19 protein-coding genes and 3 tRNA genes are annotated in these 21085 nt (G+C 48.7%); 11 read left to right on the top strand and 11 right to left on the bottom strand.

Going from position 1 to position 21085, the window contains the following annotated elements; genetic code table 11:
* Window positions 1–126: 126 nt before the first annotated feature.
* From AWQ22_RS15525 to AWQ22_RS15510, 4 genes are all read left to right on the top strand, one after another.
* Window positions 127–621 carry a DUF427 domain-containing protein gene (locus AWQ22_RS15525; protein WP_065711897.1) on the top strand — a complete coding sequence of 165 codons (495 nt, stop codon included), beginning with the start codon at window positions 127–129 and terminating at the stop codon, window positions 619–621.
* Between the two features lie 49 nt (window positions 622–670).
* Window positions 671–1963 (top strand): ergothioneine biosynthesis protein EgtB, encoded by a 1293-nt coding sequence (gene egtB, locus AWQ22_RS15520; protein WP_232321582.1) that lies wholly within the window; start codon window positions 671–673, stop codon window positions 1961–1963.
* A 46-nt stretch (window positions 1964–2009) separates the two neighbouring features.
* Window positions 2010–2978: an L-histidine N(alpha)-methyltransferase gene (gene egtD, locus AWQ22_RS15515; protein ID WP_065711895.1), complete on the top strand. Its 969-nt coding sequence runs from the start codon at window positions 2010–2012 to the stop codon at window positions 2976–2978.
* Between the two features lie 363 nt (window positions 2979–3341).
* Window positions 3342–5438, top strand: a complete 2097-nt coding sequence (locus tag AWQ22_RS15510; RefSeq protein ID WP_065711894.1) for a diguanylate cyclase domain-containing protein — start codon at window positions 3342–3344, stop codon at window positions 5436–5438.
* Window positions 5439–5455: 17 nt separating this feature from the next.
* Here the strand turns inward: AWQ22_RS15510 and AWQ22_RS15505 are convergent, their stop codons facing one another.
* From AWQ22_RS15505 to atpD, 9 genes are all read right to left on the bottom strand, one after another.
* The gene (locus tag AWQ22_RS15505) at window positions 5456–6379 is read right to left on the bottom strand and encodes a F0F1 ATP synthase subunit gamma (protein WP_065711893.1); all 924 of its coding nucleotides are present in this window, start codon (window positions 6377–6379) and stop codon (window positions 5456–5458) included.
* Window positions 6380–6382: 3 nt separating this feature from the next.
* Window positions 6383–7921, bottom strand: a complete 1539-nt coding sequence (locus AWQ22_RS15500; protein ID WP_157094664.1) for an alternate F1F0 ATPase, F1 subunit alpha — start codon at window positions 7919–7921, stop codon at window positions 6383–6385.
* A gap of 30 nt (window positions 7922–7951) precedes the next feature.
* Entirely contained in the window at window positions 7952–8704 is a 753-nt protein-coding gene (locus AWQ22_RS15495; protein WP_065711892.1) for a F0F1 ATP synthase subunit B, read from the bottom strand.
* Between the two features lie 2 nt (window positions 8705–8706).
* Window positions 8707–8982, bottom strand: coding sequence for a F0F1 ATP synthase subunit C (locus AWQ22_RS15490; RefSeq protein WP_012305626.1), 276 nt, complete (start codon window positions 8980–8982; stop codon window positions 8707–8709).
* Window positions 8979–9680, bottom strand: a complete 702-nt coding sequence (locus AWQ22_RS15485; protein WP_065711891.1) for a F0F1 ATP synthase subunit A — start codon at window positions 9678–9680, stop codon at window positions 8979–8981. The genes AWQ22_RS15490 and AWQ22_RS15485 overlap by 4 nt, the downstream gene beginning before the upstream one ends.
* 7 nt (window positions 9681–9687) lie before the next feature.
* Window positions 9688–9999 carry an ATP synthase subunit I gene (locus tag AWQ22_RS15480; RefSeq protein WP_065711890.1) on the bottom strand — a complete coding sequence of 104 codons (312 nt, stop codon included), beginning with the start codon at window positions 9997–9999 and terminating at the stop codon, window positions 9688–9690.
* 116 nt (window positions 10000–10115) lie between these two features.
* Window positions 10116–10415 carry an AtpZ/AtpI family protein gene (locus AWQ22_RS15475; RefSeq protein ID WP_012305623.1) on the bottom strand — a complete coding sequence of 100 codons (300 nt, stop codon included), beginning with the start codon at window positions 10413–10415 and terminating at the stop codon, window positions 10116–10118.
* Window positions 10412–10813 carry a F0F1 ATP synthase subunit epsilon gene (locus AWQ22_RS15470; protein ID WP_200870508.1) on the bottom strand — a complete coding sequence of 134 codons (402 nt, stop codon included), beginning with the start codon at window positions 10811–10813 and terminating at the stop codon, window positions 10412–10414. Before AWQ22_RS15470 ends, AWQ22_RS15475 begins: the two co-directional genes overlap by 4 nt.
* Entirely contained in the window at window positions 10810–12207 is a 1398-nt protein-coding gene (gene atpD / locus AWQ22_RS15465; protein WP_065711889.1) for a F0F1 ATP synthase subunit beta, read from the bottom strand. Before atpD ends, AWQ22_RS15470 begins: the two co-directional genes overlap by 4 nt.
* A gap of 255 nt (window positions 12208–12462) precedes the next feature.
* On the opposite strand from atpD, the gene AWQ22_RS15455 reads away from it, so the two are divergent.
* From AWQ22_RS15455 to AWQ22_RS15440, 7 genes are all read left to right on the top strand, one after another.
* Entirely contained in the window at window positions 12463–13380 is a 918-nt protein-coding gene (locus tag AWQ22_RS15455; RefSeq protein ID WP_065711887.1) for a phosphate/phosphite/phosphonate ABC transporter substrate-binding protein, read from the top strand.
* Complete coding sequence (phnE, locus tag AWQ22_RS15450; RefSeq protein ID WP_012305619.1) at window positions 13380–14216, top strand: phosphonate ABC transporter, permease protein PhnE; 837 nt, start codon at window positions 13380–13382, stop codon at window positions 14214–14216. Before AWQ22_RS15455 ends, phnE begins: the two co-directional genes overlap by 1 nt.
* Window positions 14217–14473: 257 nt before the next feature.
* Window positions 14474–15205: a phosphonate ABC transporter ATP-binding protein gene (gene phnC, locus AWQ22_RS15445; protein WP_065711886.1), complete on the top strand. Its 732-nt coding sequence runs from the start codon at window positions 14474–14476 to the stop codon at window positions 15203–15205.
* 152 nt (window positions 15206–15357) lie between these two features.
* Window positions 15358–15484: transfer RNA gene (locus tag AWQ22_RS16865), tRNA-OTHER, on the top strand.
* A 21-nt stretch (window positions 15485–15505) separates the two neighbouring features.
* Window positions 15506–15612 (top strand) — tRNA-OTHER (locus tag AWQ22_RS16860).
* Between the two features lie 25 nt (window positions 15613–15637).
* A tRNA-OTHER gene (locus AWQ22_RS16855) sits at window positions 15638–15760 on the top strand.
* 56 nt (window positions 15761–15816) lie between these two features.
* A complete protein-coding gene (locus tag AWQ22_RS15440) occupies window positions 15817–17418 on the top strand; it encodes a TROVE domain-containing protein (RefSeq protein ID WP_065711885.1) in 1602 nt (533 codons plus the stop codon).
* Window positions 17419–17488: 70 nt separating this feature from the next.
* Here the strand turns inward: AWQ22_RS15440 and AWQ22_RS15435 are convergent, their stop codons facing one another.
* A complete protein-coding gene (locus tag AWQ22_RS15435) occupies window positions 17489–18487 on the bottom strand; it encodes an ABC transporter substrate-binding protein (RefSeq protein ID WP_065711884.1) in 999 nt (332 codons plus the stop codon).
* A gap of 120 nt (window positions 18488–18607) precedes the next feature.
* Entirely contained in the window at window positions 18608–21025 is a 2418-nt protein-coding gene (locus AWQ22_RS15430; RefSeq protein ID WP_065711883.1) for a TonB-dependent siderophore receptor, read from the bottom strand.
* Between the last annotated feature and the right edge of the window lie 60 nt (window positions 21026–21085).

Here is a 21085-nt window from a genome sequence, read left to right as displayed (position 1 = left end):
GCGCATTGAAATTTCGGACAACACCCTTCGGAAAACCTCTCAGACTTGAATTTCCAGGCCAAAACAGCACACACTAGAAGGCGATCGCCTTTGGCGGGATAATTTTTCGAGAGGAAAGATGTTTTCATGCGCCCAATTCCAATTCAGCCTGAACCCCACCAAGAATCCGTCTGGGACTATCCCCGTCCCGCCCGCCTAGAAGACACGGCAAAACATCTCATCGTTATCTGTAATCAGATCACCATTGCCGAGACCACTGGGGGAAAACGGGTGCTCGAAACCAGCCATCCACCAAGCTATTATTTTCCCGCCGCCGCCGTCCAATGCCAGTACCTCGTGCCCAACCTTCAACGGGGAATCTGTGAATGGAAAGGCCGCTACGAATACTACGATGTGGTGGTGGGCGATCGCCGTCTTGAAGCTGCTGCCTGGCGATTTTTTCAACCGACCCCAGCCTTCCAAGACATTGAAAATTTCTACGGCTTTAGTGCCAAGGGGATGGATGCCTGCTACGTTAATGGAGAAAAAGTCACCCCCCAAGCGGGTAATTTTTATGGCGGTTGGATTACCGCTGATATTGTCGGCCCCTTTAAAGGAGAAGTGGGCACATGGGGTTGGTAAACGCCTCTTCTAAAATTACTTTTACTTTACCCGCATGATCACATCGCCCATGTTTGCTTCACTCCTTGAAAACTATCAAAAAACGCGATCACTCACCCTTAAACTGGCCGAGCCCCTCGCCCCAGAAGATCAGGTTGTTCAGCCTGTGCCCTACGTGAGCCCTCCCAAATGGCACCTCGCCCATACCACTTGGTTCTTTGAAACTTTTGTCCTCCAAAAAAACCTTAAAGATTACCAAGCTCATCATCCCCAATATGCCTATCTTTTCAATAGTTACTATGAACAGGCTGGAGAAAGATGGGGGCGATCGCAACGGGGTTTTTTATCACGACCAACCGTCGCTGAAATTATCGAATACCGTCATGCTGTTGATCAATTCCTCAAAACATTATTACTAGATATCGAAGCATTTGATTTACCCAAACAGGAACAAATCTACGAAACAATTACCCTCGGTATTCACCACGAACAGCAACACCAAGAACTATTGTTATACGATTTAAAATATATTCTCGGTCATAATCCCTTGTTTCCGGCCTATGTAACCAAATCTCCTTTGGAGGCCCAACAAAGACCTCATACACTAACACCAACTCCACCACAACATTATTTAGAAATTCCTGAAGGTATCTATAAAATTGGCCATCAAGGTGACTCATTTTATTTTGATAATGAACGGGGCAGACATCAAGTTTTTTTGCATCAGTACCGCATCCTCGACCGTCTAATTACCTGCGGTGAATACCGAGAATTTATCGAATCTGGCGGCTATCAAAATCCCCAATATTGGCTCATGGAAGGTTGGGAATGGATCCAGGCAGAAAACCTCACAGCTCCCCTATATTGGCACTTGGATCAAAGCCCAGAGCAGCAAGGTTGGTGCCACTACACATTACATGGCTACGAAGCCCTCGATTGGGACGCTCCCGTCACCCACATTAGTTTCTACGAAGCGGATGCCTTTGCCCGGTGGGCCGGAAAACGTCTACCCACTGAATTTGAGTGGGAAGTGGCTTGCAATTTATCCGAACCTGAGATTCCTCAAACTGCTAATTTTTTGAATTCCCAGCAACTGCATCCCCAACCACGAACACAACACAGTCAACAATTTTATGGGGATGTTTGGGAATGGACCAGTAGTCCCTATTGCCCCTATCCGTACTATGAAATTCCGGCGGGTGCCCTAGGGGAATATAACGGTAAATTTATGGTGAATCAGATGGTACTCCGGGGTGGTTCCTGTGCGACCTTAAGGGAACATATCCGACCCACATACCGTAACTTTTTTCACCCACAAATGCGTTGGCAATTTTCCGGTTTACGCCTTGCGGAATATTCTTGAGTCCAGAAAATCTTGCCATCTTTTATTTTTACTAATTCACAATGTTATGCCCAGTCAAAATTTAACCCTTAATTCTTTTGCTTTAGATGTCCACCGGGGCTTATCTCACTCTCCCAAAAGTTTACCTTGTAAATATTTTTATGATGCCCAAGGTGATGCTTTATTTCAGCAAATTATGACCTTAGATGAATATTATTTAACCCGTTGTGAGCGGGAAATCTTTTTAACCCAAAAGCAACATATCCTAGACTTATTTTATGGCGATCGCCAACCGTTTACCCTGGTGGAGTTGGGTGCTGGAGATGGTTCAAAAACCAAGATTTTACTTGATTACTTTCTAAGTCAAGCTGTTGATTTTATCTATGCCCCCGTCGATATTTCTGAAAATATTCTGACCCATTTAACAGAGACCATTCAGGCTGATTTACCCAATCTAACCATCGCCCCAATTCAAGGAGATTATGTTCATACCGATTTTCTGGATCATGATTTAAGTCGGCGCAAGATTTTATTATTCTTAGGTTCAACCATTGGTAATCTTTCAGACCAAGAAACCGCTGATTTTCTGCAAAATATTACCCGCAATCTTGATCCAGGCGACTTGATCATGTTGGGTTTTGACCTGATGAAAGATCCCCAAATTATCCTCAAAGCTTACGACGATAGCCAGGGAGTGACCCGTGCTTTTAACCTCAATTTACTCGAACGAATTAATCGAGAACTAGAGGGTGATTTTCAACTGGATCATTTTCAACATTGCCCCATTTATCATCCCCTCACCGGCGAGGCACAAAGTTATCTCGTTAGTACCTGTACCCAAACCGTTACTCTCAATAAACTGTCCCAGAGTTATATTTTCGAGGCATGGGAGGCGATTCACATGGAAACCTCCCGGAAATATTCCCGCAAGCAAATTAAGGAACTAGCGGAGCAGCATCACTTTCGGGTACTACATACTTTTTCAGATCAACAAAAATATTATGTAAATTCCGTTTGGCAGAAATTAGCAGATTAATTTAGTTATGCAAAATTTAAGATTTTTCATCCTTCTCATAAGACAAAATTTACTGAGATTTTTTTACATTGATTATCAATTGAGAAGACATTTTTAATGGTAATCATTTTCACGACACTATTGGAAACTTAGTTCACTACGGTGATTTCTGCAGAAATTCTTCAGGGAATTTTAAGACTAGGTCTTTTGGCGATCGCCTCGATATTTTTCTAGCAACAATCAGTCCGATGCAGACCAGAGCAAACAGAAAAATAAACACTTAGCTATCCAGTAAGCCATATAATTAATGTCTGTTAGCGTTGCTTTCGTTTTGGCATTGATTTTAAAAGTTCCATTCCACGGCACAGGGAGACTTTTTTCAGGGTGAAGGCTCGAACAAAATTATTATGGCGCAGTGTTGCTCTGACATTAGCCTATGCAGGGATCGGCCTCAGCACAAGTTATCTCGCCCAGGGTTTAAGTCTATCTTTTCCCTTCTGGCCTGCGGCGGGCTTGGCGATCGCCATTGTTTTGGCCCATGGATACCGTTACCTACCGGCGATCGCCCTGGGGTCTGTACTGGTCGATGGGGTTTTAAGCGATTGGCATCTGCCTTTAGCGCTGACTTTAGCGGCTGGATCGACTTTGCAAATAGCCCTCGCAGCTTGGTGTGGCCGTCGCATCTCTGGGGTTACTCCCGCCCTGCGTCATCCCAAAGAAATTCTGCCTTTCTTGATTGTGATGGGGCCAGTTTGTAGTCTCTTAGGCAGTAGTGTGGGGGCCTACGCTCAATATTTTTTTGGAGAAATCACTGCTAGCCAAATTCCTTTTTCTGCCTTTACCTGGTGGGCTGGCGATGTTTTGGGGATCATTGTGTTTACCCCAGCAACTTTGATGTTTCTCCCCACGATGCAGTATCAGTGGCAGGGACGTCGCGCAAAGGTACTTTTTCCGTCTCTCCTGTTGATGATCATGGCGGCGATCGCCTACGACCAAATTTACGCCTTTGAAACACAACGGATTCGCCTAGAGTTACAAGAATGTGCCCAAAATATGGCGCACCAATTCGAGAAAAATCTAACCCGCCACACCGAAGCCCTCCAAGGTGTTGAAAGTTTTATCCTCTCTAGCGAAACCGTTACAGCCAGCGAATTTCGCACCTTTACCCGCCACAGTTTAGAGCGCCTGCCGGGTTTATCTGCCCTCTCTTGGAATCCATTTGTCCTTGATGCAGAACGCCAAGCCTTCGAGACCCAGCAACGGCTCGATCCCTTAATACCAGACGATTTTCAAATTACTGAACGGCTCCCCAATGGCGAACTAATTCCGGCCCAAAAACGGCCATCCTACGTGGTCGTGCAGTTTATCGAACCCTTTAATGAAAAACATCGAATCGTCCAAGGCTTTGATATTCAATCGGATCCCCAACGGGCAGCGGCAGTTATCAACAGCATGGAAACCGGCCAAGCCTATGCCACAGAACCCCTGACCTTGCTCCAAGACACCAATGGACAACGGAGTATCCTCGTGCTACTACCGGTCAATTCACAAGGAGAATCGGTGCGAGGATTTGCGGTGGGTGTTTACCGCTTGGATAATCTCTTGGCGGAAGTTTTTTCAGTCGGCACCTGCGCCCAGCAACAAAATTTACGGGTGGCCTTGCTCTACACTACGGAATCGGGTCAGACCCTTAATCTTGACCAGTTAGATCCACCCAATCCAACGGCGCACCGCAAAGCGGATCTCGGAGAGATCGCCACCACCGAAACCGAGCCCATTACTGTACCCATTCGTTACTGGGGGCGCACTTGGCAACTCCAAATTCAGCCCACTGAAGCTTTAATTTGGGCCAAAAAATCCTACACACCTCAGTTGGTCTTAACCATTGCCCTTATTTTGTTATTGTTCAACGAATCTTTCCTGTTATTGGTCACCGCCGAGGAATTGGCCGAGCGTCGCCAAGCAGTCATCAATAGCTACCAGGCCAGCCATGATCCGTTAACGGATTTGTTAAATCGGCGGGCCTTTTTTGCCACCTTAGAACAAGCCCGGAGTGAGGCAAATTCTGGTTTAGCCAACCATGTATTGCTGTTTTGCGACCTGGATCATTTCAAGCCCGTCAATGACACCGTCGGTCACAATGCTGGCGATGTCCTCCTGAGGGATATTGCCCATTTACTTGCCCAACAGGTCCGCGCTGAAGACCAAGTTGCCCGGGTGGGAGGCGATGAATTTGCCCTGCTATTGCGGAATTGCACCCTAGAAAATGGTCTTGCCATTGCAGAGGCAATAGTCAGCGTTCTCAAAAACTATACGTTTACTTGGCAACAAGAAATCTTTCAGATCACAATCAGCATTGGTTTAATTTTGCTCACGTCAGAATCGGCTCCTTTGCCTTCCGTGGATGATTTGATGGCCCAGGCGGATCAGGCTTGTTACCGCGCCAAACGCAGTGGACGTAATCAAGTTTGTGTGGGTTAGATGTTTGGGTGTTGTCACTAACGGGTACGGTTGGGGTTGAGGGCTTCAAACCCAGAAACGATGTCTAAGAGTTCTTCGGTAATAGAATTTTGTCGTTGCTGACGATAGTTGGCCTGGAGATCACCCAGTCGCTCTTCGATATTTTTTTCGGCAGCCTGCATGGATGCAAGGCGAGCTGCATTTTCACTGGCGAGGGATTCTACGGCGGCACGGTACAGACTTAAAAAAAGGTATTGGCGAACAACACCTGCAAAAGTAGGTGCCCAGGGGCCATTGAGGAGGGGAAAGGCGTTGGATTGCCAGGGGCGATCGCCCATTTCCCGGAGCCATTGACGGTCTAGGGGTAATAGTTGTCGGGTGACGGGCTGGTAAAGGGTTTTGGATTGGGATTGATGATAGATCAAGAGAATCTGGCGAACGGGTGATGTTTCGGCCTCGAAATACCATTGATCAATCAAGCCTAGGAGGTTTTGGATCAAGCGGGGCGTTCCTGCGAGGGAATTGGGCAGTCGGAAGGTTGTGTGGTGGGGGTGGTTTAAGGGCTGTAAATAGGGCAAAAGGCGATCGCCGACGGTAGCCAAAGCATAATCAGCAGTTGTCAGATGCCGTTGTTGGCAAGCTTGCAGAGCATAGGTGGCAAGCTGTTCGTTAAATTGACCACACAGACCATGGTCAGAGCCAAACAAAATCAACCCCACTTTTCCCTGTGGAGAATTGCTAACCAAGGGCAACGGCTGATCAAGATCGGTTTCTGCAAAGCGCCGATGCTGGAGCAGGGCTTGAAAACCTAAGTCGAGGCTGTGGTTGTAATCTTGGAGAGCCGTGCGGGCCTGTTCATATTGCCGAATGCTAACCATGGCCAAGGCTTTCATGGTGCGGACAACGGCCCGGAGATCTTCAATACTGTTGATGGTGTTGCGCAGGGATTCGAGGGTGTGCATTGCTTAGGTTTTGATGGCGGCTTGGAGGGTTTCCAAAAGGAGGGTTTGATCGGCCTCGGTGAGGGGATGGGAATATTGAATGCGTTCCACAAGGTCGGGTAATTCTTGGGCGATCGCCTGAGCTAATTTTTGTTCTACCGTTAAGATTTCTTCTAGGGCCACGTGGTCTAATAAACCTTGGGTGACGGCGATCAAAATGGCAATTTGGGCTGCCGCCGTCAGGGGTTGACTTTGATTTTGTTTGAGCACCTCCCGGATGCGTTTTCCCCGTTGGAGGGTTTGTTTGGTTTGTTCATCCAGTTGCGTCCCAAACCGGGCAAATACTTCGACCTCTTGGAATTGGGCATAGGCGAGGCGCAACGCCCCAGAAACAGCTTGGTAGGCGGCTAGTTGGGTTTTCCCACCAACCCGGGACACGGATTTACCCACATCCACCGCTGGGAAAATACTCTTTTGGAACAGCTCTGGTGAGAGATAAATTTGGCCGTCGGTAATGGAAATTAAATTGGTGGGGATGTAGGCTGAGAGGTTTTGGGCTTGGGTTTCGATAATCGGCAAAGCGGTCAGGGAGCCGCCCCCCAAAGCTTCTGCCAGGTGGGTTGCCCGTTCCAAAAGCCGCGAATGGAGGTAAAAAATGTCCCCAGGATACGCCTCGCGCCCCGGTGGCCGTCGCAGCAAGAGGGACAGTTCACGGTAGGTGCGGGCGTGGTGGGTCAGGTCATCGTAAACGATCAACACATCGCGCCCCTGTTCCATAAAATATTCCGCCATCGTCGTCGCGCCATAGGGGGTAATGTATTGCAGTCCAAGGGGATCCTGGCCCGCCGCCACAATGACGATGGTGTAGTCCATGGCCCCCTGTTCCCGGAGGGTCGCAATCACCTTGGCGATCGCCGCTGACCGTTGACCGATGGCACAGTAGAGACAAATCACATCCTGGTCTTTTTGGTTGAGGATCGTATCGATGGCGATGGTGGTTTTTCCTGTTTGGCGATCGCCAATGATCAATTCCCGTTGTCCCCGACCAATGGGAATCAGGGCATCTACCACTTTCAGCCCTGTCTGCAAAGGCACCGTTACCGGGGCGCGATCCAAAATTGCGGCGGCCTCCCGTTCGACGGGTTTCCATTCCACTGCTTTGAGGGCACCCCGACCATCCAAAGGTTCCCCCAGCACGGTCAACACCCGCCCTAGTAGCATTTCTCCCACAGGCACATCCATCACCCTTTCGGTGCGGTAGACCTCATCCCCTGCCTGGAGGGCGTGGCTATCTCCTAGCAAAATTACGCCCACTTCGTCGGGATCGAGGTTAAAGGCGATCCCCAGCAGCGGTTCACCCCCAGCACTGGAGTGCGAAAAATAAACCAATTCATCGGCTTGGACGTTGGGTAATCCCTTCACTCTGGCGATGCCGGGCCGGACAGATTCCACAACCCCCGTTTCCCGGAATGTCAGTTGGGCCGGAAAGGTTGCCAGGGTTTGCTGAATTTGCTGTAAGGCTTCTGTGTAAGTGCCTTGGAGAGATTGGGCCAGGAGTTCCATGGTGAGCAGTGGGTCAAAAAATTCAGGGCTTTAACGGGTGGCGATCGCCAAAGTTTGTTCGAGTTGATCGAGATAGGGATCAAGGCCCCAAACGATTTCTTGGCCAGCCAGTTTCAGTTCAATGCCACAGCCCAACTCCGGCACCGTGACAAAATGAATGGGCGTTCCGTCAAGCTCTAGAACGGTGGCAAGACTTTGTTTGATTTGCGCTTGGTGGGTGACATCCAGGGGGAATGCTGTCCGGATAAAGACAGCTTCTGGTGGGGTTTCTAAATGATTGATCTGTTGTCGTTGGGCCGGAGAAAGGTGTTGCAGTTGTTCACAGAAACGCTCTACTATTTGTTGCTCGAGGTTTACATTCGCCAAATCCCGGAGGGCTTGCCGGGCGATCGCCACCACCTGTTGGCTGACCTGTTGCCGGAGCGTATGGAAAAAAGCCCTCTGTTCTTGGTGCAGATCCGCTTCCCAAGCTTCCCGTTGCGCTTGGATATCCTCACGCAGGGTTAGTAATTGCCGTTGTCGCTCCTCATCTGCTGCTGCCCGCGCTGCCGCCAAAAATGAAGCCCGTTGCGCTTGAAGTGACTGTTGTTCCTGGTGATATTGTTCTAGGGCTTGGTGGGCCTGGGCTTGGAGATCCGTGGCCGTTTGCCATTGTTCTGCCAGTTGGGCCTGACGCTTGGCCATCACCTGCAAAATGGGCTTGTACAAAAACCAGCGCAACAACCCCAGCAAAATGACAAAGTTGAGGATTTGGGCAAACACCGTAAACCAGTCAATTAACACCGTTAACCCCCCTGGTTGAGAAAATAGTTCCAGAATGGATTGACAAACAACAAAATCATTGACACCACCAAGCAATAAATCGCCGTTGATTCCACCATCGCGAGGCCCACAAATAGAGTGCGGGTAATCATATTCGCCTTATCGGGTTGTTGGGCGATCGCCCCCAAAGCCCTGGCTACAGCCATGCCTTCCCCTAGGGCCGGGCCAATGGAACCAATGGCAATGGTAATGCCGGCGGTCACCATCGCCACCGAGCCGATTAATGCGAGATCACTCATGAATTTTCCTCCATCGAAATACTTTGTTTTTTCTCCTGCACCGTTGCGGCAGAAGCAATGTAAACCAAGGCTAAAATCGCAAACACATAGGCTTGAATAACGCCAAATACAAGTCCCAGTAAATTCATCGCCACAGGTACAAATAACGGGACAAGGGCTAATAAAATTGCCGCCAAAAGGTTTCCACTCATAATATTGCCAAAAAGACGCACGGCCAGGGCTAAAGTTCGGGAAAATTCACCAATGATTTGAAAGGGCAGCATAATTGGCGTCGGCTGGAGGTAACTTTTGAGATACCCTAAGATTCCCCGCTGACGGATTCCGTAGATCGGCACCGCAATAAATACGGCGATCGCCAAAGCAGTGGTGGTTGAAAGGGAGCCAGTGGGAGCTTGATAACCGGGAACTACAGTTAATAAGTTAGCCGTTAAAATGAATAAAAATAAAGTACCCACAAAAGCAAGATAGGGTTCCGGTTCCTGTTGGGTGACTTCTGCAATGTGTTGATAAATGTCATCAACAACTATTTCTAAAAAATTTTGCCAAGGGGGTAGTTTGGGACGCACCACTAATTTTTTCGTTACCCAAGCTGCTCCTATTACTAATAGGGCCATGGTGAGCCATGTGTAAACTAAAGTGGCATTAATTACCACAAACTGATATTGATAGAAAATGATGTTATCCGGTGTAATTTGCATCCTACATTTATTCCTCCAGCAACAGTTCCGATAATGAAGTTTGTGGCCGCCAACGATTGATTAAAATCGTTCGTGCTAACAAAAAACCCGCGAGAGCAATTAGTACTCGTTCCCAATGGCCACCAATCATAAAATATAAGGCTGTCATAGCAAGGATTAAGCGCACTACACCGCTGGTAATTATTAGTAATACTGGATGTTGAGAACGAGTTAATTGTTTAACGGTAAACCACAGTGCCGTGAAGTAAAATAATCCCAACCCAAAGCCAAGGGGAAAAACAAATAAATTAGGCGTTATTTTTTCTAAAAATAGATTCATTGTGATTTTAATTGAGTTTTTAAATTCGTTTTTTAATCGGGTTTAGATTAGTGATTGGATTAGGCGATCGCCTTTGATATTTTTATCTTTTGCAGGAACAGTTAAATAATTAAACTTCATCGATTTTGCTCCCGTTGAATCCATAACCATGCATTCCAGCAGCCGAGAATAATCCCCAAAAATAAGCCCGTTAATGTCCAAGAATAGGGACTCGGAAAGCGGCGGTCGAGCCAAATCCCCAGAAAGATCCCCAGTAGGGTCGGCCCCATCACCGACCAACCCACCATCCCAAAAACCCCAAATCCTAACCACAAACTGCGATCGCCTTCCCGTTTGGCCTGGAGTTTTTGTTGGGATTTTTGCTGGATCTGCCGTTCAAAATCTTCCCGGTGGCGATCGCCTTCTGGCGTGGTCATAGAGCACCTCCCAAATCGATAAAGTCCCGCACAATGCTGCTTTCTAGGCGCGCCAACATACTCCTTGCCCGTTCTTCTTGTTCATCTAACTGGGTAAATTGCGCTTGCACTGCTTGCTGTAAATCATCAAGATTATCCCCTCGCACCGCATTGCGCACCGACACCCAAACGGCAGCCCCCTGTTTCACTAAAATGCCTTCATCAATGGCCAGACAATGTTCTTCTCCCGTGATGCTCTCAAAGATCAAGAGACCCGCTGGCAAAACCGCCACATAATCCACATGGTTGGGCAATAGACAAAAGCCGCCCCCATCACCTTCTGCCGTCACTTTTCGTACTGGCTGATCCACCAGCAAATCCGTCAAACACAGTACTTTGAGATCCATCTGGGTGATCATGGCCGCTGCACCTCCCCAATAGCCCCAATCATGTAGAGCGCACTTTCGGGTACATCGGCAAATTCATCGTTTAAAATTCGCTCACAACCCGTTAAGGCCGCCTCTAAACTGACCACTCGTCCTGTTTTGTTGGTGAACTGTTCCGTTGAGAAAAAAGGCTGGGTGAGAAATCGTTCTAACCGACGGGCACGGTACACAATGGCGCGATCGCCCGCTGCGAGTTCCGCCATTCCCAACATCGCAATCATGTCCTTAAGCTCTTCGTAGGTGGCGAGGGTCTGACGCACTGCCAAGGCAATTTCGTAGTGACGCCGACCGGCGATCGCGGGCATCAACATTTTGGAACTCGAACGTAGGGGATCGACGGCTGGATAAAACCCCTCACTGGCCCGCTTACGCGATAACACAATGGACGCTGATAAGTGGCCAAAGGTATGTACCGCCGCCGGATCGGTAAAATCATCAGCGGGCACATACACCGCTTGTACCGAGGTGATCGCCCCATTTTTTGTACTGGTAATCCGTTCTTCGAGGGCGGCCAATTCCGTCGCTAAAGTGGGTTGGTAGCCCACCCGTGAGGGCAGCTCTCCCATTAGACCTGACACCTCCTGGCCAGCCTGAATAAAGCGGAAAATATTATCAATCAAGAGCAACACATCCTGGCGAGCTTCATCCCGGAAATATTCAGCAATAGTTAAGGCCGCATGGCCTACCCGAAACCTGGCTCCGGGCGGTTCATTCATCTGGCCAAACAGTAACACCGTCTGGTCTAGTACCCTCGTCGCCTGCATTTCCCGATAGAGTTCCTCAGCTTCTCGGTTCCGTTCACCGATACCGCAAAATAGACTAATCCCCTGGTGCTGACTGACCATGTTGTGGATCATCTCGGTAATTAAGACCGTTTTGCCGACCCCTGCTCCCCCGAAGAGACCTGCTTTTCCACCCCGTTCGATGGGGGCGAGGACATCAATCACTTTGATCCCTGTTTCCAAGATTTCTGCTTGGGTTGATTGTTGGGCGAGGGGAATGGCAGCTTGGTGAATTGAGCGATGCTTAACTGCAGTTAGGGGTTCACCTTGATCAATCGCCTCGCCGAAAACATTAAACATACGTCCGAGTAAGGCGCGACCCACGGGCATAGTGAGGGGATGGCCGGTATCCGTCACGGTGGCCCCCCGGGCAAGGCCGGAGGTGGGGGTCAAGGCGATGCCCCGGACAAGGATGGCGTTTAGGTGGGCGACAACTTCGATAATGATTTGACCTTTTTCCCCGGCATTGAGTTGATGGAGATAGCTGGGCAGCCGTTGGGAAAAGCACACATCAACGACGCTACCGCGCACGGAAACCACTTTCCCAATGTTTATGGTTCTTGGCGGCTGGTGGGTCGATGGCATGGGGAGCGATAAATTAAGGCGATCGCCTTTTGGGAGGCTTTTCATCACTCTAGCGAAGATCCCTAGGGCCGCCACAAATGTGGAGAATTGCAAACATCAGATCATGCTTCAGAACGTCATAAATCAGGGAAATCAACAAATTTTTAAGGTATTTTTCATTTTTCTCAAATCATTTTCGCTATGCTGAACGTAGCTGGGTCTAAATCAAGGTTTAGGCTTTGTTGATCAAATTTTGATGGAAGCATAATCAGGCAAATGCAACGGATCAGAAAGTGGAAAAATATCTTGATCGGGACTGTGGGTGTCCTGTTAGTGGGCTGTGCCTCGGCCAATAACCAGTCTGATCCTGGGCCAGAGAGTACAATGACCCTCGATAGCATTTCCTTTGGTGTTGGCCCCTATTTCCCGACGCCCAACGAGAACCGCCAACAGTTCGAGCCTTTCTTCGATGCCCTCGCCGCTGAACTGGATCTCCCCGGAGATGTCACCGTTACCGAAGATTGGATTGGCATTTCTGAAGCCCTACGTTCTGGCACCTTAGATGTGGCTTGGTTGGGGCCTTGGGGTTACGTTTTGGCGCACCATAATGATCCTTCCCTAGAGGCGATCGCCACCGTAAAATACCAGGACGAACCTGTTTACTACAGCGTTTTGATTGCCCGCGCCGATGCCCCCTTTGACACCCTCGAAGAGGCGATCGCCCTCAGTCAGCAAGGTGAAAAACTGAAACTTAGCTTGGCCGATGTCGGTTCCACATCTGGTTGGTTAATTCCCCAGGCAGAATTTAAGCGACGCAACCTCGATCCCGAAGCCGTGTTTGACTATAGCGAAGGAGCGAGCCATGCCGCCCAGGTGATTGGTGTGAGCACGGGCCAGATCGACATTGCTTCCGATTACAACCGCAACCTCGATGTGATGATTGCTGAAGGACGCATTCAGGCTGACGAAATTAAAATCATTTGGCAGTCTGAACCTTTACCCAACGATCCCATTGTGGTGCGGGGCAATTTTCCAGAAGCCTACAAAAAACAACTCCAACAAAAATTAGTCAATCTCACTCCCGCCGAGGCCGCCGCCCTTTTACCAGAGAACTACACCGGTTTTGTCGCTTCCGATGGCAGCAACTATCAGCCCATCGAAGCAGCAGGTCTTGCCCTAGAGGTATTGGAGTAGTGACCCTCTTGCAGCAACCCGCCAAAGCAAGCGATTTTGCCCAAATCCTCCGACAGGAACGACGCCGCCGATATAGTTTGTGGCGATTACTCAGGTCTGGTTTTTGGGGAGTCCTGGGAGTAGCGATCCTGGTCATGGCCGTGCGCACCGCCGAGATTGATCCCCAGCAGTTTTGGCAGCGCTTACCAACGGTGGGTCAATGGCTGCAGCAATTATTTCCGCCGGATTTTTCGGAGTTGCCCAATTTTTTGGTGGCGATCTGGGAAACGTTGGCGATCGCCATTGTCGGCACAGGGGCGGCGATGCTGGTGGCCTTACCCCTCGCCCTGTGCGTGGCCCGCAATACAACCCCAAATCGCTGGTTAGCCACGGGCTTACGAAGTTTTTTAAATTTACTGCGGGGCATTGATACCGCGATCTTTGCTCTCTTTTTTGTGTCAATTGTCGGCCTTGGCCCCTTTGCTGGGGTGTTGGGAGTCGCCTGTCACACGGCGGGTTCCATGGCCAAACTCTACGGTGAAGTGCTCGAATCAATTCCCCCTGAACCCATCGAAGCCATCGAAGTCACCGGTAGCGATCGCCTGCGCACCTTTGCCTTTGCGGTATTTCCCGAAGCATTACCGGGTTTGGTAGGCATTAGTCTCTACCTCTGGGAGTTTAACGTGCGTTCCTCCGTAATCCTCGGCATTGTCGGGGCCGGCGGCATTGGCTACGAATTGCTGGTTAGCCTGAAGCTACTCGACTTTCCCCGCTTGGCCACAATTTTGATCTTGATTTTGATTATGGTGAGTTTAATTGATGCCTTGAGTGCCTATTTACGCCGTCGCTTACAGTAGCCTTTATGGCCTTACAAAGGAAGATTTTCGCTTAATTTGATGTAATTACTCTCAATTCACTAACTTTTTCCATTTTATCATTTTATTTAAGGTATTTTTACAGTAATTCTGGAATATTGATTGCCCTAAACAAAGTTTCGCCCTGATCACGCCGTCCAATGGTGCAGATCAAGGGCGATCGCCGCACTGAAAAATTCACTTTTACATTTACCTCACAACTAACGTTGGGTTAAAAAATTCATTTTCAAAAAAATTCTATGCTGCAGGTTCACCAACTCACAAAAGCCTATTCCCACGGTCAATTCAGCCTCCAGGACATTAGCTTTACCATCGAGCCCCATAGCTTTACTGTTCTCCTTGGCTCCAGTGGTGCGGGCAAAACAAGCTTGCTGCGCTGCTTGCCCCAATTGGTGTCCCTCGATGCTGGCCAAGTTTATTTTCAAGGTCTTGATCTAACCACCGCATCACCTCGACAGTTACGCCAAGCCAGGCAAAAAATGGCGATGATTGCCCAACAATTTAATTTAGTGCGACGCCGCACGGCCCTCGAAAATTGCCTGGGCGGACGGTTACCAGAGTTACCTCTCTGGCGATGTTTACTGGGACGTTTTCCTGAAGCGATGCTCTGTGAAGCTTTAGCCGCCCTAGAACGGGTGCAGCTCCTCGATGTTGCTTTTCAACGGGCTGACCAACTATCTGGGGGACAAAAACAACGGGTGGCGATCGCCCGCGCCCTGACCCAAAAAGCCCAACTGCTCCTGGCCGATGAACCCATTGCGAGCCTTGATCCAGAAACTGCGGCATTAGTGCTACAACTACTGCGCTCCCTCTGTAATGAAAAACGCCTCACTGTGATTTGTAGCCTCCATCAGGTTCATCTCGCCAAACGCTACGGCGATCGCATTTTAGGGATGCGTGCGGGTCAGATTATTTTGGATGTGCCCACCACGGCCTTTAACGACGACATCGCCAATGCTATCTATCAATAAATCTTTGATGCTCTATTTTTAGAAAGTTGGGGGGAGACCATAACTTTTATCGGCCCCCCTAATCCCAAAGCCCGATATCGTAACCATTTCAGGTGATTTAACTCCCATTGGAATCGGGGGAGCAACAGCCCATACATTAAAAGCAACGCAATGAACGGATAGTTTAATGGCAAAACACCAATCTTCCCTGATTCATTTATTTATCCGTAAGGGTCGCTGAATTCAGGGTTATCGCCTGTTAAGCGGGAGATGGAGGTTCGATTCCTCCTCCGTTCGCCACGATCTTTTCCTAAATGACTTGGGCAGGTAGCTCAGTTGGTAGAGCAGATTCTTGCTGCAATTTTTTTACCCCAACGGGTCGCCGTATCAAGATTATCGGGTCGAAAGTTCGAGTCTTTCCCTGTCCCCCCATTTAGAAAAATGTCAAACCTGGAGACGGTAGCTCAATGGTAGAGCGCAATATTTGCCCTTAGGGGCCGCAGGACTAAAGGTTATCGCTATGGACGAATCTCCCTTTTGTCCGCCGAGATGCGGGTTCGATTCCGGCTCGTCTCCCTTCCCCGCATGGGGTTTTGATCTAAAGTTGTTATCCCGCGAGGGACGGAGTTGTCATGTCATATCAATTTTTTACAGCCCGTGGCCAAACGCCCCAATCGCAACCAATTCCGGGTCGAGCGACAGAAATGGTGCAGGGGCGAGCCGGTGGTTATCACTTCGATCCGGGGATTTGGGTCATGTTACGGCGCTGTTTGTTAATCGGTACCGCCCAAAATACTTTTTATGCTGATAAACATGAGTTGACGGGTGAGTTTACCCAGGTTGTGCAGCAGTGCGTGGTGGCGGATCCAGGCCGGGTCGCCCAGGAAATTTTCTATGCGAGCGATGGGCGATCGCTCAACAATAGCGCCCCTTTATATGCATTAACGCTGTTATCCATGGGGGAAACCCCAGCAGCGAAACAGGCATTTATGAAAATCTTTCCCCAGGTGGTGCGCACCGGGAGCCATTTCTATGAATGGTTAAGCTATACCAAGGCCCTGCGCGGGTTCGGAAAAGTGGTGCGTGAGTGTGGTAAAGGTTGGCTCAGTCAGGACGATGTGCAAGCTTTGGCCTACCAACTGCTGAAGTATCAACAACGGTACGGGTTTAGCCACCGGGATGCGTTGCGTTTATTCCACGTTAAACCCCCAAGTGTCGAGCATCAAACCTTGTATAACTGGGTCATTAACGGTTGGGAGCAGTTACCGAAACAGCCCCCTGCAACTGCCCTTGAACAAATTTGGTGGTACGAATGGCTAAAACGCAACCCCGACCAAACGAAAAAGGCGATCGCCCAAGGCCACCTTACCCACGAAATGGTCGCCCCCATTGGTCAAATGGATGAGCAGACCTGGAAACTGTTGATGCTGGAGATGCCCATTGGTGCCCTGTTACGGAACCTGGGTTCCCTAACCGAAATTGGGGTATTGCGGGTCAACCGCCAGAAAAACCTCAAGCACGTGGCGATGGTTTTAAACGATAAACAACGCTTGCGCAAAGGTCGCATCCATCCCATTGACATCCTCAAAGCCCTAAAAACCTATCAATCTGGGGGTCGATTGGGGCGCAGCAAAAAAACCTGGGAACCTGTACCCCGCATTATCGACATCCTCGAAAAAGCCCTGGAGATGTCCTTTGAAACAGTGCCTGCCACCGGGAAAACGTTTCTCCATGCGGTGGATGTGTCGGGGTCGATGTCCTATTACTCTGTGGGTTCTGTCCATTTAACCTGTGCCGAGATAGCCGCAACCATGGCCCTGGTCACCGCAAAAGCCGAGAAAAATTATGCCATTCGTGGCTTTTCTACCGCGTTTAAAGATCTAGGCATTACCGCCAGCGATAGTTTCCGCACGGCCTTACAAAAAACGAGTGATCAAAATTTCGGCGGCACCGATGCTTCCTCTGTCTACAAATGGGCGCTTAAACATCGCTTTCATGCCGATGTAATTTGCTTCTGGACAGATTGCGAATCCTGGGCGGGCACGCAACCCTGCCAAAAACTGGCGGAATATCGCCGCAAATTAAACCCTAATGTCAAGGCCATTTATGTGACCCTGGCCCCCTACAAATTGAGTTTGGTTGATCCAAAAGATCCTTTGTCATGGGATTTAGGAGGGTTTGATCCGACGATGCCACGCTTGATCCAAATGATTGCCCAGGATGATTTGGCATAGCAAATTATTTCTTTTTTCAGGGAGTATTGAAAAATACTCTCTTTTTTAGTTGCCACACTTCAAATAATTACTAATTTTGTGTTTCATCTAAAATGTGTTTCGCGAGATCATTAAGAACTTGATGAGCCGCTAAAATACCACTAGAACTTGTCCATTCCCCATCATTAACTTGATAAATATTACCGTTTTCAACCACAGCGAGATTTTGCCAAAGGGGATGATCTTGCCATTGATTTTGGGTATCTTCACCTCGGTTTTCGGTCTCATTAAATGTGAAATAAAACAGATGGTCGGCTTCGAGATCCTGGATACTTTCTAGGCTAATTTCGGCGGCAAAGTCATTTTTTTGTTGTACTTCAGGCCGTCGTAAGCCCACTTCAGCGACAATTTGCCCCGGAAAGGATTGTTCATAATAGATCCTCGCTGTCCCTGGCATAAACCGAACGAGGGAAACAGTTGGCGGCTGATCACCTAATTGTTCTTTGAGGTTGGTGACCCGCTGATCCCATTGCTCAAGTAAAGTTTGGGCTTCGGCTTCCCGGTTGAGGGCTTTGGCGTAGAGTTTAAAATTATCTTTCCAGGTGGCACCCAGGGTTTCGGAAAAAACGGTCGGGGCGATCGCCTGCAATTTGCCATAGAGTTGCTCCTGCCGGACTTTAGAGCCGATAATCAAATCTGGCTTTAAAGCGACAATATTTTCTAAATTTGGCTGAAATTCGTCACCAATCATGGGTACATCTTCTAATTCGGCGCTGAGATACTCGTAATAGGGATCGCCTTGCCAGGATTTAACAGCACCGACGGGTGTTACCCCTAGGGCAACTAACATATCTGTGCCTTCGTTGGTGAGCACGACGATTCGTTCGGGAGTGCCGCTAATTTCCGTCGTTCCCATGGCATGTTCAATGGTGCGGGTTGCTTCATCAGAAACTTGGGAAACAGGCTCTGGGGTCGTTGTGGGAGATGGATTTTGGGTCGTGGCAAAACAACCACTCAAACTCATACTTGCTAGGCAAATTAAGCCGAGGATCTGGCGTCGAATTGTAGGTTTATTTTTTTGATATTGCATAAATTTTAAAGGTTTTTTAATTTTAAAAAAATAGGATGAAAAGGCAAAACAAAATCCTCCTCTCCATCCCAAACTAAGACGTAATTAACTTCTGAAATACGCAGGCGATCGCCCTGGATTTTACCAATCTAAACTGTAGCTTAAACTGATGGTGCGACCTCTGCCAGCAAATTGATTTCTGCCCCCATAAACCTGGGCAATGATGGGGAAATATTCAGCATTAAAAAGATTTTCAACGCCGAGCTGAATCTTGCCAACACCAGTATCATAGCTACTGATAAAATCAGCAGTTAAGTAACTTTCTACTTCCCCTAAACCAAAGCCATCACCCTTGGGATCACGGCCCGCTGAATACAGTAATTGCAGACGATTTTCCCAACCTTCAACGGGTTCATATTCCACAAAACCGGTTAGTTTAACAGGGGGAATTTGGAAACTAGGTAAGCCACTTTCAAAATCGCCATCGTTATTGGCATCCCGCTCGCCATCGGTGTAAGTAAAGGTTCCCCCTAGGGCGAGTTGTTCACTGAGTTGAGTACGTAGATCGGCCTCAACACCGTAGATGCGCTGGGGATCACGAATCGTTGTAAACGCACTATCAAAGGTAGTACCGAGATCTGAGTAGCTATAAAAGCCAGCAATGGAAGCTTGCACATTACCCCAGTTGCCGCGAATCCCTAACTCATAGTTATCAACTCGTTGGGCTTCAGGCCGTAGATTTTCCACACTGCCCCCCGGAGAAGTCCGTAGGGAACGGGCCACATCCGCAATGGAAAAGCCTTGGGCAAAGTTCCCAAAAATATTTACATTGTCATTGAGAGCATACACAGCGCCCACATTAAAGAGGGTCGCATCGTAGTTCAGTTCGCCCCCTGTGACATCATTGCCCGCTAGAGTGGTGAAATCATCCACACTGACATCAATAAATTCTTGGCGAATGCCACCATTGAGAACTAACTGATCGGTCACATTCCAATTTAACTGGGCAAATAGACCGAGATTTTTCTGTTCTGTGGGTGGGGAAAGGAAACCAGTGCCAATTCGCTCAAAAACTAGGCCATTACTCGCTTCAAAGGTAGGTTCATCAAAGAGATCAGCAGGTTGAGCAGATTCTTCGTAAAAATAGTCCACACCCCAAAGTAAACTGAGGCGATCGCCTGCCGCGAGGGGCGTATTGATATCTAAACGACCACCAATTTTTTCGGACTCCACTTCCGATTGCAAAACTTCACCCCCGAAGGTGCCAAAATCATCATCGAAAGGATAGAAACGGGTGGAGTAATCTCGATAGTAAAGCTGACTGTTTAACTGACTGCCAAAGAGATCATCATTGCTGTAGGCCAAACTAACCAATGTATTTTCGGTGCCGGGTTGGTCAGGCAAGACAAGGCCAGGTCTGGCTTCTGCTTTATCGCCACTAGGAGATGGATTGAGGGCAAAGTCAGAATCTTGGTCATCGGAGAAGTAATTAAAGCTGAATTGGAGCCGTTGGTTGTCGTCGATGTTGTAGCCCAATTTTCCAAACAAATTGATGCTTCTGAGGTCAGCTAAACCCCCTTGACCCAGCGGATCGGGCGGAATGCGATCGCCATCGGCATCAAAGAAACCACCTGTCTTGGAAATCGCAAAATCCGCAACATAATCAAACTTGTCCTCTGTACCAGACACAGAATGCTGGAGAGAGTAACCAAAACTGTCTTCCGGATTGGTCGTGGAAAATTCAAAGCCGATAGTGCTGCGGGATTCTACTCCGGTGGCAGCTCCCTGCTTAGTGATGATATTGATGATCCCACCAGTGGCACCGTCTCCATAGATTGCGCTAGGGCCACGGACAATTTCAATCCGCTCAATCACGCCCGGATCAATGGTGCGCAAATCCCGTTGGGCATTACGATTTGTGCTCTGGGGTATCCCATCAACCAAGACCGAAATATTACGACCCCGGAGGCTTTGCCCAAAAATACTGGTGGTTTCTGTCGAAGGTGAGAGACCAGGCACCAGCTTCGCCAAAATGCTGGAAAGATCGCGGTTGAGATCCGCTTGACGGGGAATTTCTGCCTGGGAAATCACTGTCACAGACCGGGGTACCGCCGCTTCCTCTGCTTCCGTCCGAGTTGCCGTAACGATTAATTCCAAATTATCAACAAAATCATCCGGTGTTACCTGTACAAGCAAACCAGAGGGTTGAGACAGTACATCAACAAAGGGCGCTGCTGTTTCACCCACAAGAATAATTTCAACGGTATTTTCAGATATTTGCGTAATTTCAATGGCCTCTAGACCAGCTTGGGGCGCAAAATCAGGCAAAATTGCACCATCTGTTAACTGGGCATTTTCGACTTCGAGGATGAGACGATCGCCTTCCAGCCGTTGATTCACTTCAGGGGCGATCGCCTGATCACTATCCAGAAAAACTTCTACACTCAAGGAGGTCGGGTTAATCCGAATATTACTAATTACTGTTTGGGCCACTACCGCCGGAGCCAGAACAACCAGCATCCCACTGGCAACCCCCAGACTATAGGTCAACTCTTTCAAGAAACTTCCCTCACACTTACTTATTGCTAAAAAATTGCGTTAGATCAGGAAGATTAAGAG

The sequence above is a fragment of the Picosynechococcus sp. PCC 7117 genome, from assembly GCF_001693275.1.
GTDB lineage: Bacteria > Cyanobacteriota > Cyanobacteriia > Cyanobacteriales > MRBY01 > MRBY01.
This window is presented reverse-complemented; position numbering and strand designations above follow the sequence as displayed.